Here is a 21110-nt window from a genome sequence, read left to right as displayed (position 1 = left end):
AGCCACCGTGCTGAACTTGGTGCATTCCAAAACCGTTTCGACCATGCGATCAACAACCTTGATAACATTAACGAAAACGTGAATGCCTCGAAGAGCCGTATCAAAGATACTGACTTCGCCAAAGAAACCACTGAGATGACGAAGAACCAAATTCTTTCTCAAGCTTCAAGCTCAATCTTGGCACAAGCCAAGCAAGCGCCTCAAGCGGCAATGAGTCTGCTAGGTTAACGACATCACGTTGTGAATTGATAGCGTTTTGGATTGAATCGTTATTGTTCATAATCGTCGCGACTCTTTATTATGAAACCAGAGCTTATGCTCTGGTTTTTTTTCGTTTGAATGATCGCTAGAGCGTGCTTATTTGAAAAAAAATCAATAATTCAGTGAGTACGTTATGCCAGATCAGGATCACATTTGCCCAATCAATTGAATTAATTAGCCAAAAAGCGTTTTTTTTTCCTAAAGGTTCTAATTTAGTCGCCGTTAAAGGGAATGAGAGAAATGATATAGATGTGCCAACGTGAGGTGAGAGACTCGGCGGCCATCTACCCAAAAATGCCTAAGGAGATCAATTTATGGCGATTAATGTAAACACTAACGTGTCTGCAATGACAGCGCAGCGCTATCTAAGCACAGCTGCAGAGAACACCACCAAGTCAATGGAGCGTCTGTCTTCTGGCTATAAAATCAACAGCGCAAAAGATGACGCTGCGGGTCTACAAATTTCTAACCGTTTGAATGCACAAAGCCGTGGTCTAGACATGGCAGTGAAAAATGCCAACGATGGTATTTCAATCGCACAAACCGCAGAAGGGGCAATGGATGAGACTACTAACATCTTGCAACGTATGCGTGATTTGTCTCTTCAATCTTCAAATGGTTCTAACTCCAAGTCAGAGCGTGTGGCTATCCAAGAAGAAGTGACGGCGCTAAACGACGAGCTAAACCGTATCGCTGAAACCACTTCATTTGGTGGTAACCGCCTTCTTAACGGCACGTACGGAACACAATCGTTCCAGATCGGTGCTGACTCGGGTGAGGCTGTCATGTTGTCTATGGGCAACATGCGTTCTGACACAGCAGGTATGGGCGGCAAAAGCTATGCCTCTGAAGAAGGCAAAGATGCGAGTTGGCGCGTAGGTCAAGATGCACAGCTAACGATGAATTACACCAATAAACAAGGTGAAGAAGTTGAGCTTTCAATCACAGCCAAACAAGGTGATGACATTGAACAACTCGCTACTTACATCAACGGCCAAAGCGGCGATGTAAAAGCGTCTGTTGGTGAAGACGGGAAAATGCAGCTCTTTGCCGCGAATCAAAAAGTTACTGGTGATGTAGAGTTTGGCGGTAACTTGGCTTCTGAACTGAGCATTGGTGATGCAAAAGACGTCACGGTAAAAGATATCGATGTCACATCGGTTAGCGGGGCTCAAGAAGCGGTTGCGATTATTGATGGTGCGTTGAAAAACGTCGATTCAGAACGTGCGTCCTTAGGTGCATTCCAAAACCGTTTTGACCATGCGATTAACAACCTCAGCAACATTAACGAGAATGTAAACGCATCAAACAGCCGCATCAAAGATACGGATTATGCAAAAGAAACGACAGCGATGACCAAGAACCAGATCTTGCAGCAAGCAAGTACTTCGATTCTGGCGCAAGCGAAACAATCACCGTCTGCAGCACTTAGTTTGTTAGGTTAATTCAAGGCAAGTACAACCTTAGGCAAGTCGTATTGACGGTTCATTATGGTAACCGTCAATTACCATGTTTAGCCCAATAACGATGAGGTATTGGGCTAAACATGGGCAATTAAGGTGAGAAACGGGAGACTGTTATGGATATTTCATCCTACGCATCGAACATTCAGCCTTTTGCCACGTCTAGTGGCACAAAAATTGCTTCAAATAATACAGCAAGTGCGGCAACGCAGAGTCAGTCAAATGAGAATCGGGTCAATCAGACACCTGAGACTCATAGGGTTAACCCTGAGAAAAAAAACGAGAATGAAGCCTTAGCAAAAGATAAGACTTCGCAAGTTATTCAACATATTGCAAAAGAACGTCAAGATCTTAATGATGTTGAACGTGAAAGAATGGTCGAACGTCTAGATGAGTTTTTGACAACGATGAACACCAGTTTATCGATCCGTCAGGACGAAGAATCAGGGCGACATATTGTGACCATTTTTGCCAGCGATACCGGCGAAATTATTCGCCAGGTACCGGATGAAGATTTACTTGTTGTTCTCGAACGCCTTGAAAAACACGCCTCTGTCAGTATCGACATGCGAGTTTAATGAACACCTTACGCACTAATGTAGGCGTATAGTGAATGTATTAACTTGAAGCGGTTTGGTGAATATGGGCCCGATAGGGATGTCTTCTGGCATGGATATCAATTCCATGGTGAGTAAAATAGTCAATGCAGAGCGCGTACCTAAGCAGCAGCGTATTGACTATGAACGCACTAAAATTGATTCCAGTATCAGTGCCTATGGGCGGCTCAGAGAGTCACTAGATACGATGAAAAACCTAATGGCAAACTTTCGTCAGGAAAAAGCGTTTGCAGTGCGCAGCGTGGATACTTCTGAAGAAAATGTTGTCACGGCAACCGCCTCTACGGATGCGATTGCTGGCAAATATGCAGTCGATGTATTGCAACTTGCTCAGAGCCATAAAGTGGCCTCCGATGTTGTCCCTGATGACACGAGGTTTGGGCCGGGTAAGTTGCAAATTTCTCTAGGCGAAGATAACTTCGACCTATCTCTTGGTAAAAACTCTAAACTTGTTGATGTCGTTCGAGCGATTAACGGTGCTCGCGATAATCCTGGTATCCGCGCCTCAATCATTAAAGATATGAACGGACCTCGCCTGATCGTTGCTGCGAACCAATCTGGCGCCGAAAAAAACATTCTAATTGATGTCGAAGCCGAGGCTGGTAATGAACTGTTTCGCTTTGAGTACAAGACGATAGAACAACGAGTAAAAGACCTTGAACAAGCTCAATCTGATGCTCTAGCATTATTGGGGCTTCCCGACCAATCCTCCGAAATGACCGCGACTGATGCGACATTGACGGATGAAGAAGCAAAGACTCAAGCAGATGTCGTTGACGATGACAACGCAGTACTAGATGACACTGCGGCCGATAGTGATATTGATACGCAAGCGAAACAAGAGGCAACATCTGGCCGCCCAGAAGATACCATTCCTGGCTGGACTGAGACCGCATCAGGCACATTGATGGATTCCTACCAAGCACCAGAGCCTGAACTCGACGATAAGGCATTGGCCAAATCCCAAGAAGTACCGGGTTGGACCAATACGGCCTCAGGAACGCTCACCGATTCTTATGTCACACCAGCTGAAGCACAAGCAAAGTTAGAACAAGAACTAGCAGCGGAAAAAGCGGCCATTGCTAAAGCGGTTGCTGATGGTGACATGAATGAAGCGGAAGCGAAACAGATTGAACGAGAAAAGCTCACACCAGAAGAGCGTGAGCGAATTGAGAAAGTTGAAACAACGCAAGCGGAACTAGCGGAAGCTCAGCGTTCATTACAAATCTATAAGGGAATGGCTGAAGTTCAAGGCGCGCAAGACTCTATTGTTGTGCTTGATGGGGTCGCAGAGCTCGCAAGTAGCAATAACGTCATTGAGGATGCGATCGAAGGGGTTGATTTAACCTTAAAAGGTACCACCCAACCCGGTGAGCGCCCCGCTGAAATCGGCGTCGAGTACGATAGGCAAAGTGTCCGTGCGGACATCGAGCAGTTTGTTGATGCCTATAACCAATTCTTCCACGTATCCAAAGACTTGGCCAAGGCCGACCCAACGACGGGCCAAACTGGGCCATTAGCCGGTGATAGTGTAGTCCGAAGCGCAGACTCGCGTTTGAAAAGCGTATTCTCAAGCTCTGTGGAAGGGGCACCCGATGACCTTAAAACACTCACAGAATTCGGTATTACCACCACGCGACAAGGTAACCTAGAAATCAATTACCAGATGCTTGATAAGCAGCTGAATAACAATTTCAATAAGCTAGAAGATTTTTTTGGTGGTAATAATGGCTTTGCGAAAAAGGTCGAAGATGCCATTCATAGTATGACTGGTGTGACGGGTTCAATCCGAACTCGTGAGAAAAGTTTAACAGAGCGAAATTATAGCCTGAACGATGACCAAGTGACGCTAAATCGACGCATGGAGGGGCTGGAAAAACGGACCCATGACAAGTTTGCTGCGATGCAAGATGCGACCGGAAAGATGCAATCACAATTGGCAGGAATGATGAATGCTTTGTCTTAACGTAGGTACACTTTGAGTGACACGGCAAAACGAGACATTAGACTATTTAACTTGCTGTTAATGATGGGAAAAGGTCTGGGAAGTGACGATATTCAAACAACTACGTGATACGGATCACCAATTGCTATCACATTTGGAAAATCTTGAGTTAAATACTGAAGAAATTCACACCTTGGTCGATACAAGAGAACAGATAATAAAGACGTTGATTGCTGCTTGTGAGCGTAACCCTCGTTTAAAACAGAGTGAGGAGTGGCGGCTAGCGGTTGAACAGACCCAGCACGTCACCACCAAGATGCACTCTAAAACCGAACAACTCGGACTGTCGCTCAGAAAATACCGACATGGTAAAAAATCTTTGCAGCAGTACCAAAAATTTATTTGAGAGGACAGTGATGCGTGGTTCATTACAAGCTTACAAGAAAGTATCCGTAGACAGCCAGCTTAGTGCTGCCTCACCGCACAAAGTCATCCAGATGCTGATGGGCGGAGCGATAGAAAGACTGATTCAAGCCAAAGCGGCGATGCAGCAAGGCAATATCCCTGTGAAGGGAGAGCGTATCGGTAAAGCGCTTGATATTATTATTGCATTGCGCAGCTGCCTTTCGATGGACGATGGTGGGGATATCGCGAAGAACCTTGACCAACTTTATGAGTTTATGATCACTCAGATCACGGAAGCCAATCATCATAATAACCCTGAGCCTATCGACGACGTTATCGATATTATCCGCGAAATTAAGTCTGCATGGGACCAAATCCCAGCGGGTTTTCACAATTTAACCGCGGAAGAAGTCGGTATTTAAGCGGAATTAACCTCTTAAACTGAGGGCGATGAAGTTGCCTTATAAGGTTATTGTCAATAGAATAGACGCCATCCGATGCCAGATGGCGTTTTTTTGTTTCCAACTCGCTATTTTATAAAGTCAATTGTATAAAGTGACCAATTGGTAAGTGAGTGGCGCTTATAGAGTGCAATGACAAATATTTGACGTTACTTTGGTGATCATTTTTTATCGAGGCGTTACTCTCACAAGATGCATGGTTTAGCTAAATTACTCGTCATCGCTGACGATGAGAAAATTCGTACCAATCTAAACACCATTTTAGAGTTTGTCGGCGAGCACTGTGTCACGATTCCTTCAAGTGATATCCATCAAGTTGATTGGTCCCAAGCATGGTCAGGTTGCATTGTAGGGGCAGTAAGTCACCCTACCTTTTCTGAAGCCTTATTATCTCAACTCTCTCAGAGTAATCACGTGCCGTTGCTTGTCACGAGCGAGTTCTCTGGAATGGTAGAGCCACTGACGAATTATGTTGGTGAGCTTGAGTTACCTTTGAATTATCCGCAACTGAGTGATGCGCTGCGACATTGCCAAGATTTTCTAGGGCGCAAAGGCGTTCAGGTTCCCTCGAACAGTCGGAAAAACACCTTATTTAGAAGCCTTGTTGGCCAAAGTAAGGGTATCCAAGACGTACGACACCTTATTGAGCAAGTGTCTGGCTCGGAAGCTAGCGTACTTATATTGGGTGAGTCAGGGACGGGAAAAGAGGTTGTTGCCCGCAATATTCATTATCATTCGAGCCGCCGTGGTGGGCCATTTGTACCTATCAACTGTGGGGCGATTCCCCCCGATCTTCTCGAAAGTGAACTGTTCGGTCATGAGAAGGGAGCGTTTACAGGCGCGATTACTTCTCGAAAAGGCCGCTTTGAGCTAGCAGAAGGCGGGACATTATTTTTAGACGAAATTGGCGATATGCCAATGTCGATGCAGGTCAAGTTACTGCGAGTTTTGCAAGAGCGAGTCTTTGAGCGTGTTGGCGGGACGGTGGTGTTAAAGGCCAACGTGCGTATTGTCGCTGCCACTCACCGCAATCTGGAAAATATGATTCAATGTGGAGATTTTCGTGAGGATCTTTTCTACCGTTTGAACGTGTTTCCAATTGAAATGCCATCATTAAAAGACCGAAAAGAAGACATCCCACTCTTGCTACAAGAACTCCTAACTCGCTTAGAGGCGGAAGGGGGAGAACCTATCTGTTTCACACCGCGTTCGGTGAACTCGTTAATGGAACATGATTGGCCGGGGAATGTACGAGAGCTTGCGAATCTAGTGGAAAGAATGGTGATTCTGTACCCGAACAGCTTGGTGGATGTCAATCACTTACCAGTGAAGTATCGCTATAGTGATATCCCGGAATTCCAGCCTGAAATGAATGCCTTTAAAACGGTGGAAGAACAAGAGCGAGATGCTTTTGACAGTATTTTTGCTGATGATTTTAGCCTCAGTGAGCCAGAAATCGACGATTATAACGCCCCCCAAGCGTTACCCGCGGAAGGGGTCAATCTGAAAGAGATGCTGGCAGACTTGGAAGTGAATATGATCAACCAAGCACTAGATGCTCAAGATGGCATTGTTGCTCGCGCCGCGGATATGCTTGGAATGAGACGAACAACGCTTGTAGAGAAAATGAGAAAATACAGTCTAAATCGCTAGCCTACGTGACGTGAGTCACGCTAAATATTGACGCGGCATTTTTTTGACGCGCTATGATCGTTATAAAACAAAGACTTAAGCCCGGCATGCCTTTTGCATTACGGGCTTAAGTTGTTTTTACAGAACTGTATATTCTAAGCTGGGAGTGTCGGCGTCATATCTACGATGTCACACGTGCTGCGCTTGGCAAAGAAAAAGGAATGCTTCATCCATGAACTTGTCGTCACATGATGCCGCCGATCTGAACGAGCCGTCGTCTTCACATTTAGATTCTTTGGAATCACAAGTGGAGCGTTATCAGCAAGTTATAGAAGCAATGCCTGCTGGTGTCATTTTATTGGATACCCAGGGTGTGGTGAGGGAAGCGAATCCTGAGGCGCACCGAATTCTTGAATTGCCACTCGTTGGTCAAAAATGGTTTCATTTGATTCAGGTAGTTTTTGACCCTAAAGAAGATGATGGTCATGAGGTGTCATTACGTAATGGACGGAAGGTACGCCTAGCGATTTCCGCCTCTTCGACGGGGCAACTGATACTGATCACCGATTTAACCGAAACGCGTCTGCTTCAGTCAAGAGTCAGTGACTTACAACGTTTGTCTTCGTTAGGACGGATGGTGGCGTCATTGGCTCACCAGGTACGCACGCCGTTATCGAGCGCCATGTTATATGCCTCCAACCTAGGAGCGCCTAACCTGAATGACGCCACACGTTCACGGTTTCAAATCAAGCTTGTGGATCGACTCCACGACCTCGAGAAGCAGGTGAATGACATGCTGTTGTTTGCTAAGGGAGGCGACAACAAAGTGGTTCAGCCTTTTTCATTAAAGGACTTGGTTGCTGAGTACCAACCGATGGTTGAGACAGCGTTGAAAAGTAATCACATCGATTATTTCATCGAAGTGGAACAAGACCACGTTGAACTGCTGGGTAATGCGAATGCGATCGCATCGGCGTTGAGTAACCTGGTGTTAAATGCGGTGCAGATTAGCGGGAAAGAAGCACAAGTCGATGTGTTTTTTCGCCCTGTAAACAATGAACTAAAGATTTCAGTACAGGACAATGGTCCTGGCGTTCCTAAAGAATTACAGCAAAGCATAATGGAACCGTTTTTTACCACTCGCTCGCAAGGCACAGGCTTGGGTTTAGCGGTGGTGCAAATGGTGTGTCGCGCCCATAACGGTCGACTCGAATTGATTTCAGAAGTAGGTGAAGGGGCGTGTTTTACGATGTGCCTGCCTCTTGCAGAACAGCCTGCTTCTGACGCAACACAACAAGGACAAGAATGATGGCTCAAAGCAAAGTATTGATTGTAGAGGATGACGAGGGGTTGCGTGAGGCGCTCGTCGATACATTAGCGCTCGCAGGCTACGACTGGGTAGAAGCGGATTGTGCTGAAGATGCCTTGGTGAAATTAAAAACCCAACCTGTCGATATTGTCGTCTCCGACGTACAAATGGCGGGAATGGGCGGTCTAGCGCTACTTAGAAATATTAAGCAGCACTGGCCTAATTTACCGGTTTTGCTTATGACCGCGTATGCCAATATTGAAGACGCTGTTGCTGCGATGAAAGAAGGCGCGATTGATTATATGGCGAAGCCGTTTGCACCTGAAGTACTGTTGAATATGGTGAGTCGTTACGCTCCGGTAAAATCGGAGAGCAATGGTGATGCTATTGTCGCCGATCCGAAGAGTATTCAATTACTGGCGCTGGCGGACAAAGTGGCTAAAACGGATGCTAGTGTCATGGTGCTTGGGCCGAGCGGGTCGGGTAAAGAAGTGATGTCGCGTTATATTCATAATCAGTCGCTGCGGTCTAATGGCCCCTTTATTGCCATTAACTGTGCAGCAATACCAGATAATATGTTGGAAGCGACCTTATTCGGTTATGAGAAAGGCGCGTTTACTGGCGCAATACAAGCTTGTCCGGGAAAGTTTGAGCAAGCGCAGGGCGGCACCATTTTACTCGATGAAGTCAGTGAGATGGAGCTTAATCTACAAGCGAAGCTATTACGTGTTCTGCAAGAACGAGAAGTTGAACGTCTAGGAAGCCGAAAAAGCATCGCGTTAGATGTTCGTGTTCTTGCGACCAGTAACCGCGATCTCAAACAATATGTCCAAGAGGGAAATTTCCGTGAGGATTTGTACTATCGCTTGAACGTCTTTCCAATTTCTTGGCCTGCACTTCGCGAGCGTACGGGCGACATCGCGCCTTTAGCCACACATTTAACAGAAAGACACTGCCAGAAGTTAGGTCTTCCAGTGCCAACATTTAGTGAGTCGGCGCTGACTAAACTCATGCAATATCCTTGGCCTGGCAATGTCCGTGAACTCGATAATGTTGTGCAACGAGCGCTGATTCTTTGTGACCACGCGACGATTGCCCCTGAACATATCCTGTTAGAAGGTGTTGATTGGCAGGATGCGGTAGGCTTGCAGCAAGCGGTCGCCAACCCCAATACGGAAAGCGTGACGGAGCAAGTTCCCGCCACACCAGCTGTCGCGCCAATTGCCGACCCGACACATAGTGTTGATAAATTGATGTCTGTAGGAGAAGGGCTAGGCGGTGAGCTGCGAGACCAAGAATTTGCCATTATTCTCGAGACCTTAAAAGAGTGCGAAGGTCGCCGTAAAGAAATGTCAGAGAAACTGGGTATTAGCCCACGTACCTTGCGTTACAAGCTAGCGAAAATGCGTGACGCGGGCATTGAAATTTCTAATTAGAATACTGTTGACGTCGTGTTTTCACCGTGTTGCTGCTAGTCATTGTGATACATTTCATGGCATAATTTTTGCTGATAACTAATACAGCGCTGACAAATGAAGGACACTGTCAAGAAAGTGACAGTGATTGAGAAAGCATGAGAGTAGATGGATTAAACACTGAGATGCACGCCATGATGCTGGAAGCATCAAGCTCACAAGCGACGCCAACCGCAAAGCAAGTGGGTGCAGACTTTGGTGACATGCTTTCACAAGCAGTAAACAATGTGAATGGACTACAAAAATCGTCGGGTAACTTGCAGATGCGTTTTGATCGAGGCGATGCCGATGTGTCGCTCTCTGATGTCATGATTGCCAGAAACAAATCCAGCGTAGCCTTTGAGGCGACTATCCAAGTGCGAAATAAGCTTGTTGATGCCTACAAACAGCTCATGAATATGCCCGTATAATTTAGGTAGTAGTAGACAGTGGCTCAAGATAATCATTCAACAGATGTAACGGTAATGGATGGCGCGGATTCCAGTATGGTCGCGAGTTCAGATCTCATCGACGGTCAAAACCCGGACATCAACGAGAAAAGCAGCTCTAAGTTTGACTTGGCGGTGGGTGACCTCGACCTTTTAAGACAGATTGTCTTAGTCCTTTCAATTTCGATTTGTGTGGCCTTGATTGTGATGCTGTTTTTTTGGGTGAAAGAGCCTGAAATGCGTCCATTAGGGGTATATGAAACGGAAGAACTCATTCCGGTCCTAGACTATCTTGATCAGAAAAAAGTCGAATATAAGCTTGAGGGCAATGCCCTAAGTGTGCCGGTTAGTCAATACAGCAACTTGAAACTTGATATGGTGCGAGCTGGTTTGAATCGCGCTTCCAATACTGGCGACGATATCCTAATGCAAGACATGGGTTTCGGTGTCTCGCAGCGTCTTGAACAAGAGCGCTTGAAGCTGAGTCGAGAGCGGCAACTTGGTAAAGCCATTGAACAAATGAAGCAAATTCGTGGGGCGCGTGTTCTACTAGCCCTGCCGAAGCAAAGTGTCTTCGTCCGTCATAACCAAGAAGCCTCCGCCTCGGTTTTCCTTACGCTGGCTACGGGCTCTGTGCTTAAGCGTCAAGAAGTCGACTCGGTTGTTGATATGGTCGCAAGTGCTGTACCTGGCATGAAGACCACTCGAATCACGGTCACGGATCAGCACGGCCGATTGTTAAGCTCCGGCTCACAAGATGCGACCTCAGCGGCAAGAAGAAAAGAGCAAGAACTTGAGCAAAACCAAGAGCAAGCTCTGCGTGAGAAAATCGACTCGGTATTAATCCCCATTTTAGGTTTGGGTAACTATACCGCGCAGGTGGACATTGAACTCGATTTTAGTGCTGTTGAGCAAACTCGAAAGCAGTTTGACCCCAACACTCCAGCGACGAGAAGTGAGTACACACTTGAAGATTACAATAACGGCAATGCCGTCGCTGGTGTACCCGGCGCATTAAGTAATCAGCCCCCCGCTGACGCCTCCATTCCAACCGACGTCGCTCAAATGAAGGACGGCTCGATGCTTGGACAAGGTTCCGTGCATAAAGAAGCGACTCGTAACTTTGAATTAGATACCACCATCAGTCATGAGCGTAAGCAAAGTGGCGTGGTGAACCGACAGACGGTTGCCGTTGCCATTAAAAACCGTGCACAAGTCAACCCTGATACTGGCGATGTCACCTATGTGCCTCGCTCTGAAAGTGAACTGGCGGCAATCCGACAAATATTGATTGGTTCGGTTGGTTTTAGCGAGAGTCGAGGCGATCTACTCAATGTATTGAGCATGACGTTTGAGACCCCCGTGACGGAACAACTCGCGGATGTACCTTTGTGGGAGCACCCTAACTTCAATGACTGGATTCGTTGGTTTGCGAGCGCAATGGTCATCATTGTTGTTGTGTTGGTCTTAATCCGTCCAGCAATGAAAAAACTTCTTAATCCTGCGGTGCAAGAAAGCGATGATCAGCTTTATGGCCCAGATGGCTTACCACTTGGAGCCGATGGTGAGACAAGTTTGATTGGTGGGGACATCGATAGTAGTGAATTGTTTGAGTTTAGCACCGGGATTGACTTACCTAACTTACACAAAGATGAAGACGTCTTGAAAGCAGTTCGAGCGCTGGTGGCGAATGAGCCGGAGCTTGCTGCGCAAGTTGTGAAAAATTGGATGGTTGAAAACTAATGGCAAATGACTTAATACCCAGTAATGGTGGGCAGGTGGCCGATACCACCGTCGATATCTCTAACATTAGTGGTGAAGAAAAAGCCGCCATCTTACTGCTGAGTTTAAATGAACAAGACGCGGCCAGCATTATTCGTCACCTTGAACCCAAACAGGTTCAGCGTGTGGGCGGCGCAATGGCGCGAGCGAGTGATTTGAGTCAAGACAAGGTCGGTGCGGTGCATCGTGCATTTCTAGAAGATATTCAAAAGTACACCAATATTGGCATGGGTAGTGAAGACTTCATGCGTAATACCTTGGTGGCAGCACTGGGCGAAGACAAGGCCAACAACTTAGTGGACCAAATTTTATTGGGGACCGGCTCAAAAGGCTTGGACTCTTTGAAGTGGATGGACCCTCGTCAGGTCGCCAGCATTATCATTAATGAGCACCCACAGATTCAAACCATTGTCCTGTCGTATCTAGAAGCGGACCAGTCGGCGGAAATTTTATCGCAGTTTCCAGAGCGTGTTCGTCTTGACCTTATGATGCGTATTGCCAACCTAGAAGAAGTACAACCTTCGGCTCTGGCAGAATTGAACGAAATTATGGAGAAACAGTTTGCTGGTCAGGCGGGGGCTCAAGCCGCGAAGATCGGTGGCCTGAAAGCAGCGGCGGAGATCATGAACTACCTAGACAACAGTGTCGAAGGCATACTCATGGATCAAATTCGCGACCAAGACGAAGATATGGCGACCTATATCCAAGACCTGATGTTTGTATTTGAGAACCTTATTGAGGTTGATGACCAAGGTATTCAGAAACTGCTTAGAGACGTCCCGCAAGATGTCTTGCAACGTGCACTCAAGGGTGCCGATGAAGGCCTTAAAGAGAAAATCTTTGGCAATATGTCTAAACGTGCTGCTGATATGATGCGTGAAGATATTGAGGCAATGCCGCCAGTCCGTGTCGCTGATGTAGAGTCGGCGCAAAAAGAGATCCTGACCATTGCGAGAAAAATGGCCGACAGCGGAGAGTTGATGCTTTCTGGTGGTGCGGACGAATTCTTGTAATGCCAATGAAAGGTAACAATCATGGCTGGAGATAGAAAGCGCGGTTTTTTGCGTCCTTCAGAAGATAATACAATGGAATCCGCGCACTCGTGGGGTTTGCCTGATTACACATCGCAAACCAACCAACAAGCCCGCGAAACTGCATTTAACTACGATCCAAGCTGGACACCTAGCGATGAACCCGTACTAGAAGACGCACCGTTTGAGCTAACCGAAGAGCAGATTGAACTCATCAAGCAAGGCGCTTATCAAGAAGGCTTATTTCAAGGACAAGAAGCCGGATTTAAGCAAGGGTTTGAAAAGGGCAAAGAAGAAGGCCTAGCGGCTGGCCATCAAGAAGGGTTAGATCTTGGTAAAGCCGAAGGTGTTGCTGCCGGTGAAGAATACATTAAACAACAGGTCGAAATTTTCATGGGCATGGCTAATCAATTCGCTCAACCGCTTGAACTGATGAACCATCAAGTTGAAAAGCAGCTAGTGGATATGGTACTGACTTTAGTCAAAGAAGTCGTGCACGTTGAGGTGCAGACCAACCCTCAGTTTATTCTCGATACAGTGAAGCAATCCGTTGAGGTTCTGCCTATTGCCGGCCATGCTATTACGCTTAAGCTTCACCCAGCTGATGTCGATATTATTCGCGCCGCGTACGGAGATGCTGAGTTAGATATCCGTAACTGGACTCTGGTCGTTGAGCCCGCTCTTAGTCGTGGCGATGTGCAAATTGAAGCGGGCGAATCGAGCGTGAGCTACAAAATGGAAGAACGCATTCGCAGTGTATTGCAAAGTTTTTGTGGGACCAACCGTCACCAAGGTGCTGATTGATGCAGGGGCTGTCTGACCGCCTGGCACAGTATAAAGTGTCTGGGCATAAATCACGCGCAGTTGCCTCAGGTAAGCTTGTCCGAGTGGTTGGTTTGACGCTAGAAGCAACGGGTTGCAAAGCCCCAATCGGCAGTTTGTGCAAAGTTGAAACCATGAGTGGTGAAATGGAAGCCGAGGTGGTGGGGTTTTCTGGTGAACATCTTTTCTTAATGCCCAGTGAGCAGATTACCGGTATTTTGCCAGGGGCACGAGTGACCCCAATGACGGCTGAAACAGGATTGCCTGTTGGGATGGAGTTACTTGGTCGAGTGATTGACGGTGTAGGTAACCCCCTTGATGGGTTAGGTGATATATACACAGAGAAACGCGCGTCATTCAATGCTCAACCAATTAACCCACTAGCACGTAAACCCATTTCTGAGCCATTAGATGTGGGATTAAAAGCCATCAATGGTTTGTTGACCGTCGGTAAAGGTCAGCGAATCGGCTTGTTTGCCGGTTCTGGTGTCGGTAAATCGGTAACCTTAGGGATGATGACCCGAGGCACGACCGCACAAGTTGTCGTTGTGGGTTTGATTGGTGAGCGTGGCCGAGAAGTTAAAGAATTTATTGAAGAAATCCTTGGAACGACAGGTCGTCAGCGCTCCGTTGTGGTGGCTGCCCCAGCCGATTCTTCGCCGTTGATGCGATTGAAAGGCTGCCAAACAGCATTGACTATTGCCGAATATTTTCGAGATCAGGGACTTGATGTCCTGTTACTTATGGATTCATTAACGCGTTTTGCACAAGCGCAGCGAGAGATTGCGCTCTCCGTGGGTGAGCCGCCGGCGACGAAAGGTTATCCACCGTCGGTATTTGCTAAGCTTCCAGCCTTAGTGGAAAGAGCGGGCAATGGCGATGACAACCAAGGCTCGATTACCGCATTCTTTACCGTGTTGACGGAAGGGGATGATCTTCAAGACCCTATCGCTGATGCATCACGAGCTATATTAGATGGTCACATTGTGTTATCTCGTGAAATGGCGGATGCTGGTCATTACCCTGCCATCGACGTAGAGAAGTCGGTGAGTCGTGTGATGCCACAAATTACAGACGATCAACATGTATTGATGTCTAAAGCGGTGAGACAAGTCTTATCGGTATGTCGAAAGAACCAAGATTTAGTGTCAATCGGTGCGTATAAACCCGGTACTGACCCTGCTATTGATGCGGCATTTACGTTAAAACCTAAGCTCGATCAGTATCTTCAGCAAAGCATGAAAGAAAGCGTTCCGTACGATATGTGTGTGAATATGCTCAAGCAAATATTACAAGGTTAGTTGATCATCGTTTATGGATAATGCGCTCGATTTTCTATTAAGCCAAGCTAAGGATAATGAACAACAAGCAGTGTTGGCGCTGAATAAAGCACGCTCTGAATTGGACGGCTATTATGAGCAGGTAAAACAGATAGAACAATATCGTCTCGACTACTGTAATCAACTTGTACGACGAGGGAAAGAAGGGCTAACGGCCAGCGAATACGGCCACCTGAACCGTTTTTTGACGCAACTTGATGAAACCCTTACCAAGCAAAAAACGGCCGAGTCACACTTCAAGCAACAGGTGGAAGACTGCCAAGAGTTTTGGCATAACACGCGTAAGCAGCGTCGATCGTATGAATGGATGCTAGATAAAAAGGCAAAGGAAAAAGCACGCTTGGCGGATAAAAAAGAACAACAAGAAATGGACGAGTTTTCTAATCTTTTATTCGCCCGAAGAAAGACACAAAGTTAGATTACTATTGTTTTTGACGCACATAATGACAACACGATGTTGTTTCATGATTCACCTTCTTCAGCCCCTCCAATACTCCGGTATAAAAATTGCATCATAACCACCAATAAAGCGTGGTGGCAGTGTGTTGCCTCTCGTCGTGTCATTAATATTATGTAGGCCCGAATGGAATGAGTCTGTCTATCTTAAGCAATAATGTGTCGCCAGCGTCTAGCCTCAAATCAAGTGGCGACCCTATATCGACGAAAGACATCCCAGCATCTTCAGAGGAAGCTGGCTTTTTCGATACGTTGAAAAACGCATTGACGGGTAGTAATTCAGATGAAAAACAAAAGCTTGACGGTTCAGAAATAAAAAATGACCGCTCTGATACGGCGAGTACTTCGGTTGCCGATAACGCATCAATACCTGATGCAGCGCTGGCGGCCAGCGATGATGACGGTGAAATGATTCAATCGGATACTGACGTTGCCCCGAAAAATAACTCTAGTGCCTCCCAAGCAGAAGTAGCTTCTGAGCATGAAGTGGAAGATAGTTCAGAGCAAGGTGTCAATAAAATGGCGTTAGCGGCGGGAGCAACCAGTGCGGAGATTGATAGTCACGCAAAACAAGGCACTTCAGGGGCTCACGCGACGGAATGGACAGCGCAAAACACACCTTCTCAAGAGCCGTCTTCTGATAAGTCACCGGTTAAAAATACTAACGCTCAACATACCATGGATGAGAGCGCTCAACTGTTGAGCCGATTAGACGAATCAAACAAGGCACTGAAAGCCGCACCAACCAATTCAGTCGATAGCAGTGAACAAGCATTCGTCGCGGCAGGCGTTGCCGCAACGGCTTCTAAAGATTCAACCGTTTTTGGTGAAGAGCGAGTAGTAAACGCTAGCGAAATAGCGGCTTCTAATGACGTTACTCGCTTAGTTGATGATCAAGCGCTGAATGAAAATGCTGCGCAAGCCGTTGATGTTACGGACCCTGACGTTATCGTGCCAGGCACTGTAACCGCTGTCGATACACCAACGTCGTCCACATCAATTCAAAGCACCGAGGCGGTATCACAAACTGGTAAAGCAGCATTAGCGGCATCGAGTGATGGAACCGTTAAAGCCGATACTAGTTCGCCGCTAAGTCATTCAACGCAAAATCAGCCATCTAAGAGCCAATCTTCTCAGATCGTTTGGTCTCAAGCTGATACCTCCAATGAAGCTAAGCTGGAAGGTAAAGCATCCTTACTGGCGGCTGGCGCTACCCTAGATAAGTCAACAACGGCGCAATTATCTGCACAAGCACAAGCACAAGCACAATCGTCTGTTACTCATACGCCATCATCGCAGCTCCCTGCATCAGGTGTACATGAAGGTTCAGCAGTAACGGGTACGCTTGCGGCGGCAAGTATGTTAGCTCATAAAGATCCTAGTCATGCCGTCAAGGCGTCGGTTGACGCATCTTTGTTAGGGACAAAAGGCATTGCAGGTACCAATCCGAAAGGGTTGAAGCCCACCCAGACGCTAGGTAGTGAGCCATTAAACGGGCTGACACAAGCTTCTGCCGCAGGTGCCGCCCTTGGTACCCAGGCACTTCGAGCGGACCAAGCCCAGGGCACGACAAATGTACAATCGCCATTGGTGTTAACAAAAGAAAACGCGAGTGATCAGGTGTCAGAGCGCATCCAAATGATGATGGCTAAGAATCTGAAACAAATTGATATTCGATTGGATCCTCCAGAGTTGGGACGCATGCAAATCCGCATGACACTGAATAGTGACTCGGCAACGGTACACTTTACCGTACAAAACCAACAAACTCGTGAGATGGTGGATCAGTCGATGCCAAGGCTACGTGAGATGCTCTCTCAACAAGGTATTCAATTGGCAGACACCTCTGTCCAACAACAGAACTCAGGACAACAACAGCGGCATGCCTCTCATGGTCCACAGGATCAGGCATCAAGTGGTGTAGGAAGTGCTCAAGGTGATTCTGATACCATGGAAGAAGGTGTCACTATGACTGCAAATATCTCTAAAAAAGAAGACGGTATAAGTTATTATGCCTAATGTGTGGGTTCGGCTCTAAACGCGAAACGACTCGATAAGTGGGCGGCCAGTATGGACGCTGACTTACCCAAAATAAAAGCGAAAAACAAAAAGTAAACATCGATATGCCTGAAGACATTCAAGAACAACCCAATAGCAAAAAAAAGCTACTCATTATCATTATTGCCGCTTTGCTAGTGCTACTCATTGCGGGTGGTGCGGCTTATTGGTTCTTTAGCTCGGAATCTAAAGCGACCCAGACGTCATCGACACAAAATAGTGCTCAAACGGTCGTGGTCGACCCTATTTCATACGTCAATATCGCGCAACCTTTCGTTTTTAATGTGGCAGGAACAAAGCGTGACCGTATGGTGCAAATTAAGGCGCAATTGATGGTTCGTGGGCTCGATAATGAAGAGTTAGCGCGTTATCATTCTCCTTTAATTGAAAGTACATTGTTGTCGACGTTTGCATCGGCTTCAGTGGATCAACTGAGAAGCTCAAACGGTCGTGTCGAATTACGAGATCAAGCGACCGCCGATATTCAAAGCAGCCTCTCTCAAGTGGTTGGAAAGCCAGTGATTGAGCGTGTACTTTTTACCGATTTTGTAATCCAGTAGGTAATGTGTGACTGACTTATTAAGCCAAGACGAGATTGATGCGCTTCTTCACGGTGTCGACGATGTTGATGAGGTAGAGGAAGAACTGGATCAAGACCCAAACGATGCCGTGCATTTTGATTTTTCTTCTCAAGATCGCATTGTCCGCGGTCGGATGCCGACGCTAGAGCTGATCAATGAACGCTTTGCTAGACATATGCGCATCAGCTTGTTCAATATGCTGAGGAAAACGGCTGAGGTGTCGATTAACGGCGTCCAAATGATGAAGTTTGGCGAGTATCAAAACACGTTGTATGTCCCGACCAGTTTAAATATGGTGCGTTTTCGTCCTTTGAAAGGCACCGCGCTGATCACAATGGAAGCACGCTTAGTATTTATTCTGGTGGAGAATTTCTTTGGCGGTGATGGGCGTTTTCACGCCAAAATTGAAGGGCGTGAGTTTACTCCGACAGAGCGTCGCATTATTCAGCTTCTGATGAAGACCGTTTTTGAGGACTATAAAGAGGCATGGTCGCCGGTCATGGGCGTGGAGTTTGAGTATTTGGACTCTGAGGTGAACCCAAGCATGGCGAACATCGTCAGCCCTACCGAGGTAATTGTCGTCAGCTCTTTCCATATTGAAGTGGACGGTGGCGGTGGTGACTTCCACGTTGTGATGCCGTATTCCATGGTTGAACCGATACGTGAGTTGCTTGATGCCGGTGTTCAATCCGACAAGATGGAAACCGACGTTCGCTGGAGCAGTGCACTTCGTGAGGAAATTATGGATGTGCCCGTTAATTTTCGTGTAAACCTGCTCGAGAAAGACGTGTCACTGCGAGACCTGATGGAGTTGCAAGTCGGCGATATCATTCCAATTGAAATGCCAGAAAACGCCACAATGTTTGTGGAAGATTTACCAACCTATCGTGTAAAAATGGGACGAACTGGTGAAAAAATGGCGGTTCAGGTTTCAGAGAAGATTAGACGCCCAGATGTGGTGAAAACGGATTTGGCTTTCCTAGGTAAGGATATTATGGCCGAGCTCGAACATGTGGACGATGAGAACGAATAAGAGAGTTTAATAAGATATGGGTATGACAGACGACCAAAAACTAGCGGATGAATGGGCAGCGGCACTTGGGGAAGACCCAATGGCTCCTGACATTGATGTCGATGAGGTGCTTGCCGCGCCACTTGATGAACTGCAAGATTCCTCGACACCAATTTCAGACGATGAACGCCGTAAACTCGACACCATTATGGATATCCCAGTGACGATATCCATGGAAGTTGGGCGCTCACAAATTAGTATTCGCAACCTGCTGCAACTTAACCAAGGCTCTGTGGTGGAGCTCGATCGAATTGCCGGTGAATCACTGGATGTGATGGTTAACGGGACCTTAATCGCTCATGGTGAAGTGGTTGTGGTGAATGATAAGTTTGGTATTCGTCTCACCGATGTCATCAGCCAAACAGAGCGCATTAAAAAGTTACGTTAACCATGAAAATACACAATCTATGCTCGCTTTTTATCGTCAGTGCGTTGCTACCTTCGTCGGTGTCGGCATTAGAAAAGCCAAATGAGTCTGCGCCTGTGGGCTTAGCCGCTGGGCAATCCCCGTTTGATTTAGCGGCTACGTTAGGCGCGCTGGTGCTTGTCATTGTGGTTATTCTAGGACTGGCATGGTTACTCAAACGTATGAAAGTACCGTCAATGATGAACCAGCAAGGTCTCAAAATTGTTCGCCAAATCCCGGTTGGCACAAAAGAGCGTATTGCGATTGTGGAGGCTGGGGAGGAGCAATTTCTAGTGGGGATTACGGCCCAATCGATTCAGCTGATTTCCAAATTAGACACGCCACTCACGCAGGAAGAAAATACACAACCTGCTTTTGCTGCGCAGCTGTCTAAACTGATGAAAAAGCAGGGCCAGCATGATTAATGTTTTTCGCGTACTGTTCTTTGGTATGTTCCTCTTGCTGGCGCCAGTTAGCTTTGCAGAAGAGGCGTTGACGACTCCGATTCCTAGCTCATCAGCCCTTGATAGTGGCGTGACCGTATCTGCAATGCAAAGCGATCAGGGCGCGGCCGGCAGTTCGACCGCTAGCGGGTTTGCTACTGGTCCGGGTATCCCTGCTTTCACAATGAAAACCAATTCGGATGGCAGTGAAGATTACTCAGTGAATCTTCAGATCCTGGCTTTGATGACCATGTTGGGCTTTTTGCCTGCCATGGTCATTTTGATGACAAGCTTTACTCGAATTGTTGTCGTGATGTCGATTCTTAGGCAAGCGATGGGGCTGCAGCAAACACCGTCTAACCAAGTGATTATTGGTATTGCGATGTTTTTGACATTATTTATCATGTCGCCAGTATTAAGTCAGGTGAATGAACAAGCCATCCAGCCTTATTTGAATGAAGAAATATCGGCAAAGCAAGCGTTTGATCAGGCGCAAGGCCCAATGAAATCCTTCATGCTGAAACAAACTCGAGTGAAAGATCTTGAGACGTTTGTTGAGATGTCAGGCTCTACAGCGGAAAACCCTGAAGATGTGTCACTTGCAGTGCTAATTCCCGCGTTTATTACCTCAGAATTAAAGACCGCATTCCAAATTGGTTTTATGCTGTTCCTACCTTTTTTAATCATCGATTTGGTGGTGGCATCTGTATTAATGGCGATGGGTATGATGATGTTATCACCGATGATTGTCTCTTTACCCTTTAAGCTTATGTTGTTTGTCTTGGTGGATGGTTGGAACTTGATTCTATCGACCTTGGCCGGCAGCTTTGCCTTGTAGCTGGAGTAGCTAATGACTCCTGAACTGTTTGTTGAACTGTTTCGTGATGCGCTGTGGATGGTGCTCATCTTAGTGTGTGCCATTATTATTCCTAGCCTTTTAGTGGGCTTGATTGTTGCTGTGTTCCAAGCCGCCACGTCGATCAATGAACAAACATTAAGCTTTTTACCGAGGTTGATTGTTACCCTGTTGGTATTGATGGGTTTTGCTCATTGGGGGACGCAAATGATGATGGAGTTTTTCTTTGAAATCATCGAACGAATCCCTCAGGTTCTTTGGTAACCT

Annotated in this window: 22 protein-coding genes; all 22 read left to right on the top strand. The window is 46.8% G+C overall.

What is annotated here, in order from left to right:
* Positions 1-228: flagellin (locus tag ACE1OE_RS18045; protein ID WP_277869453.1), on the top strand; the 228-nt coding region annotated here is incomplete at its 5' end.
* 347 nt (positions 229-575) lie between these two features.
* Complete coding sequence (locus ACE1OE_RS18040; protein ID WP_449211868.1) at positions 576-1706, top strand: flagellin; 1131 nt, start codon at positions 576-578, stop codon at positions 1704-1706.
* Between the two features lie 134 nt (positions 1707-1840).
* The gene (locus ACE1OE_RS18035; protein ID WP_449211867.1) at positions 1841-2302 is read left to right on the top strand and encodes a flagellar protein FlaG; all 462 of its coding nucleotides are present in this window, start codon (positions 1841-1843) and stop codon (positions 2300-2302) included.
* Positions 2303-2360: 58 nt separating this feature from the next.
* Complete coding sequence (gene fliD / locus ACE1OE_RS18030; protein WP_449211866.1) at positions 2361-4307, top strand: flagellar filament capping protein FliD; 1947 nt, start codon at positions 2361-2363, stop codon at positions 4305-4307.
* 82 nt (positions 4308-4389) lie between these two features.
* Entirely contained in the window at positions 4390-4692 is a 303-nt protein-coding gene (locus tag ACE1OE_RS18025; protein WP_449211865.1) for a flagellar protein FliT, read from the top strand.
* Positions 4693-4702: 10 nt separating this feature from the next.
* On the top strand, positions 4703-5113 hold the full coding sequence (gene fliS / locus ACE1OE_RS18020) for a flagellar export chaperone FliS (protein WP_102467624.1): 411 nt from the start codon (positions 4703-4705) through the stop codon (positions 5111-5113).
* 231 nt (positions 5114-5344) lie between these two features.
* On the top strand, positions 5345-6805 hold the full coding sequence (locus ACE1OE_RS18015) for a sigma-54 dependent transcriptional regulator (RefSeq protein ID WP_449211864.1): 1461 nt from the start codon (positions 5345-5347) through the stop codon (positions 6803-6805).
* Positions 6806-7016: 211 nt separating this feature from the next.
* Positions 7017-8093, top strand: coding sequence for a sensor histidine kinase (locus ACE1OE_RS18010; protein WP_449211863.1), 1077 nt, complete (start codon positions 7017-7019; stop codon positions 8091-8093).
* On the top strand, positions 8093-9529 hold the full coding sequence (locus tag ACE1OE_RS18005) for a sigma-54-dependent transcriptional regulator (protein WP_449211873.1): 1437 nt from the start codon (positions 8093-8095) through the stop codon (positions 9527-9529). The genes ACE1OE_RS18010 and ACE1OE_RS18005 overlap by 1 nt, the downstream gene beginning before the upstream one ends.
* A 137-nt stretch (positions 9530-9666) precedes the next feature.
* On the top strand, positions 9667-9978 hold the full coding sequence (fliE, locus tag ACE1OE_RS18000) for a flagellar hook-basal body complex protein FliE (protein ID WP_102467628.1): 312 nt from the start codon (positions 9667-9669) through the stop codon (positions 9976-9978).
* 54 nt (positions 9979-10032) lie between these two features.
* Complete coding sequence (gene fliF / locus ACE1OE_RS17995; protein ID WP_449211872.1) at positions 10033-11739, top strand: flagellar basal-body MS-ring/collar protein FliF; 1707 nt, start codon at positions 10033-10035, stop codon at positions 11737-11739.
* Positions 11739-12791 (top strand): flagellar motor switch protein FliG, encoded by a 1053-nt coding sequence (gene fliG, locus ACE1OE_RS17990; protein WP_372060728.1) that lies wholly within the window; start codon positions 11739-11741, stop codon positions 12789-12791. Before fliF ends, fliG begins: the two co-directional genes overlap by 1 nt.
* Positions 12792-12812: 21 nt before the next feature.
* The gene (gene fliH, locus ACE1OE_RS17985; protein ID WP_372060729.1) at positions 12813-13613 is read left to right on the top strand and encodes a flagellar assembly protein FliH; all 801 of its coding nucleotides are present in this window, start codon (positions 12813-12815) and stop codon (positions 13611-13613) included.
* Complete coding sequence (fliI, locus tag ACE1OE_RS17980) at positions 13613-14932, top strand: flagellar protein export ATPase FliI (protein ID WP_102467632.1); 1320 nt, start codon at positions 13613-13615, stop codon at positions 14930-14932. The genes fliH and fliI overlap by 1 nt, the downstream gene beginning before the upstream one ends.
* Before the next feature lie 13 nt (positions 14933-14945).
* Positions 14946-15389, top strand: a complete 444-nt coding sequence (gene fliJ / locus ACE1OE_RS17975; protein ID WP_449211862.1) for a flagellar export protein FliJ — start codon at positions 14946-14948, stop codon at positions 15387-15389.
* A gap of 170 nt (positions 15390-15559) precedes the next feature.
* Positions 15560-17446 (top strand): flagellar hook-length control protein FliK, encoded by a 1887-nt coding sequence (locus tag ACE1OE_RS17970; protein ID WP_449211861.1) that lies wholly within the window; start codon positions 15560-15562, stop codon positions 17444-17446.
* A gap of 104 nt (positions 17447-17550) precedes the next feature.
* Entirely contained in the window at positions 17551-18045 is a 495-nt protein-coding gene (fliL, locus tag ACE1OE_RS17965) for a flagellar basal body-associated protein FliL (protein ID WP_449211860.1), read from the top strand.
* 7 nt (positions 18046-18052) lie between these two features.
* Positions 18053-19099, top strand: a complete 1047-nt coding sequence (gene fliM, locus ACE1OE_RS17960) for a flagellar motor switch protein FliM (protein WP_102467636.1) — start codon at positions 18053-18055, stop codon at positions 19097-19099.
* Between the two features lie 16 nt (positions 19100-19115).
* Positions 19116-19526: a flagellar motor switch protein FliN gene (fliN, locus tag ACE1OE_RS17955; protein WP_102467637.1), complete on the top strand. Its 411-nt coding sequence runs from the start codon at positions 19116-19118 to the stop codon at positions 19524-19526.
* A gap of 2 nt (positions 19527-19528) precedes the next feature.
* Entirely contained in the window at positions 19529-19969 is a 441-nt protein-coding gene (gene fliO / locus ACE1OE_RS17950) for a flagellar biosynthetic protein FliO (protein ID WP_449211859.1), read from the top strand.
* Positions 19970-19994: 25 nt separating this feature from the next.
* A complete protein-coding gene (fliP, locus tag ACE1OE_RS17945; RefSeq protein WP_449211871.1) occupies positions 19995-20825 on the top strand; it encodes a flagellar type III secretion system pore protein FliP in 831 nt (276 codons plus the stop codon).
* Between the two features lie 12 nt (positions 20826-20837).
* Positions 20838-21107: a flagellar biosynthesis protein FliQ gene (gene fliQ, locus ACE1OE_RS17940; RefSeq protein ID WP_102467640.1), complete on the top strand. Its 270-nt coding sequence runs from the start codon at positions 20838-20840 to the stop codon at positions 21105-21107.
* Positions 21108-21110 lie beyond the last annotated feature (3 nt).

This window comes from Vibrio sp. E150_011 (genome assembly GCF_053544015.1).
The sequence above is the reverse complement of the archived record's forward strand: the minus strand, read 5'-3'. Positions and strand labels throughout refer to the sequence as shown.

What these genes read in the sequence shown, in the direction of transcription:
- ACE1OE_RS18040 (WP_449211868.1), top strand. Translation starts at nt 576, where the DNA reads ATGGCGATTAATGTAAACACTAACGTGTCTGCAATGACAGCGCAGCGC.
- ACE1OE_RS18035 (WP_449211867.1), top strand. Translation starts at nt 1,841, where the DNA reads ATGGATATTTCATCCTACGCATCGAACATTCAGCCTTTTGCCACGTCT.
- fliS (WP_102467624.1), top strand. Translation starts at nt 4,703, where the DNA reads ATGCGTGGTTCATTACAAGCTTACAAGAAAGTATCCGTAGACAGCCAG.
- ACE1OE_RS18015 (WP_449211864.1), top strand. Translation starts at nt 5,345, where the DNA reads ATGCATGGTTTAGCTAAATTACTCGTCATCGCTGACGATGAGAAAATT.
- ACE1OE_RS18010 (WP_449211863.1), top strand. Translation starts at nt 7,017, where the DNA reads ATGAACTTGTCGTCACATGATGCCGCCGATCTGAACGAGCCGTCGTCT.
- ACE1OE_RS18005 (WP_449211873.1), top strand. Translation starts at nt 8,093, where the DNA reads ATGGCTCAAAGCAAAGTATTGATTGTAGAGGATGACGAGGGGTTGCGT.
- fliE (WP_102467628.1), top strand. Translation starts at nt 9,667, where the DNA reads ATGAGAGTAGATGGATTAAACACTGAGATGCACGCCATGATGCTGGAA.
- fliF (WP_449211872.1), top strand. Translation starts at nt 10,033, where the DNA reads ATGGATGGCGCGGATTCCAGTATGGTCGCGAGTTCAGATCTCATCGAC.
- fliG (WP_372060728.1), top strand. Translation starts at nt 11,739, where the DNA reads ATGGCAAATGACTTAATACCCAGTAATGGTGGGCAGGTGGCCGATACC.
- fliH (WP_372060729.1), top strand. Translation starts at nt 12,813, where the DNA reads ATGGCTGGAGATAGAAAGCGCGGTTTTTTGCGTCCTTCAGAAGATAAT.
- fliI (WP_102467632.1), top strand. Translation starts at nt 13,613, where the DNA reads ATGCAGGGGCTGTCTGACCGCCTGGCACAGTATAAAGTGTCTGGGCAT.
- fliJ (WP_449211862.1), top strand. Translation starts at nt 14,946, where the DNA reads ATGGATAATGCGCTCGATTTTCTATTAAGCCAAGCTAAGGATAATGAA.
- ACE1OE_RS17970 (WP_449211861.1), top strand. Translation starts at nt 15,560, where the DNA reads ATGAGTCTGTCTATCTTAAGCAATAATGTGTCGCCAGCGTCTAGCCTC.
- fliL (WP_449211860.1), top strand. Translation starts at nt 17,551, where the DNA reads ATGCCTGAAGACATTCAAGAACAACCCAATAGCAAAAAAAAGCTACTC.
- fliN (WP_102467637.1), top strand. Translation starts at nt 19,116, where the DNA reads ATGGGTATGACAGACGACCAAAAACTAGCGGATGAATGGGCAGCGGCA.
- fliO (WP_449211859.1), top strand. Translation starts at nt 19,529, where the DNA reads ATGAAAATACACAATCTATGCTCGCTTTTTATCGTCAGTGCGTTGCTA.
- fliP (WP_449211871.1), top strand. Translation starts at nt 19,995, where the DNA reads ATGTTCCTCTTGCTGGCGCCAGTTAGCTTTGCAGAAGAGGCGTTGACG.
- fliQ (WP_102467640.1), top strand. Translation starts at nt 20,838, where the DNA reads ATGACTCCTGAACTGTTTGTTGAACTGTTTCGTGATGCGCTGTGGATG.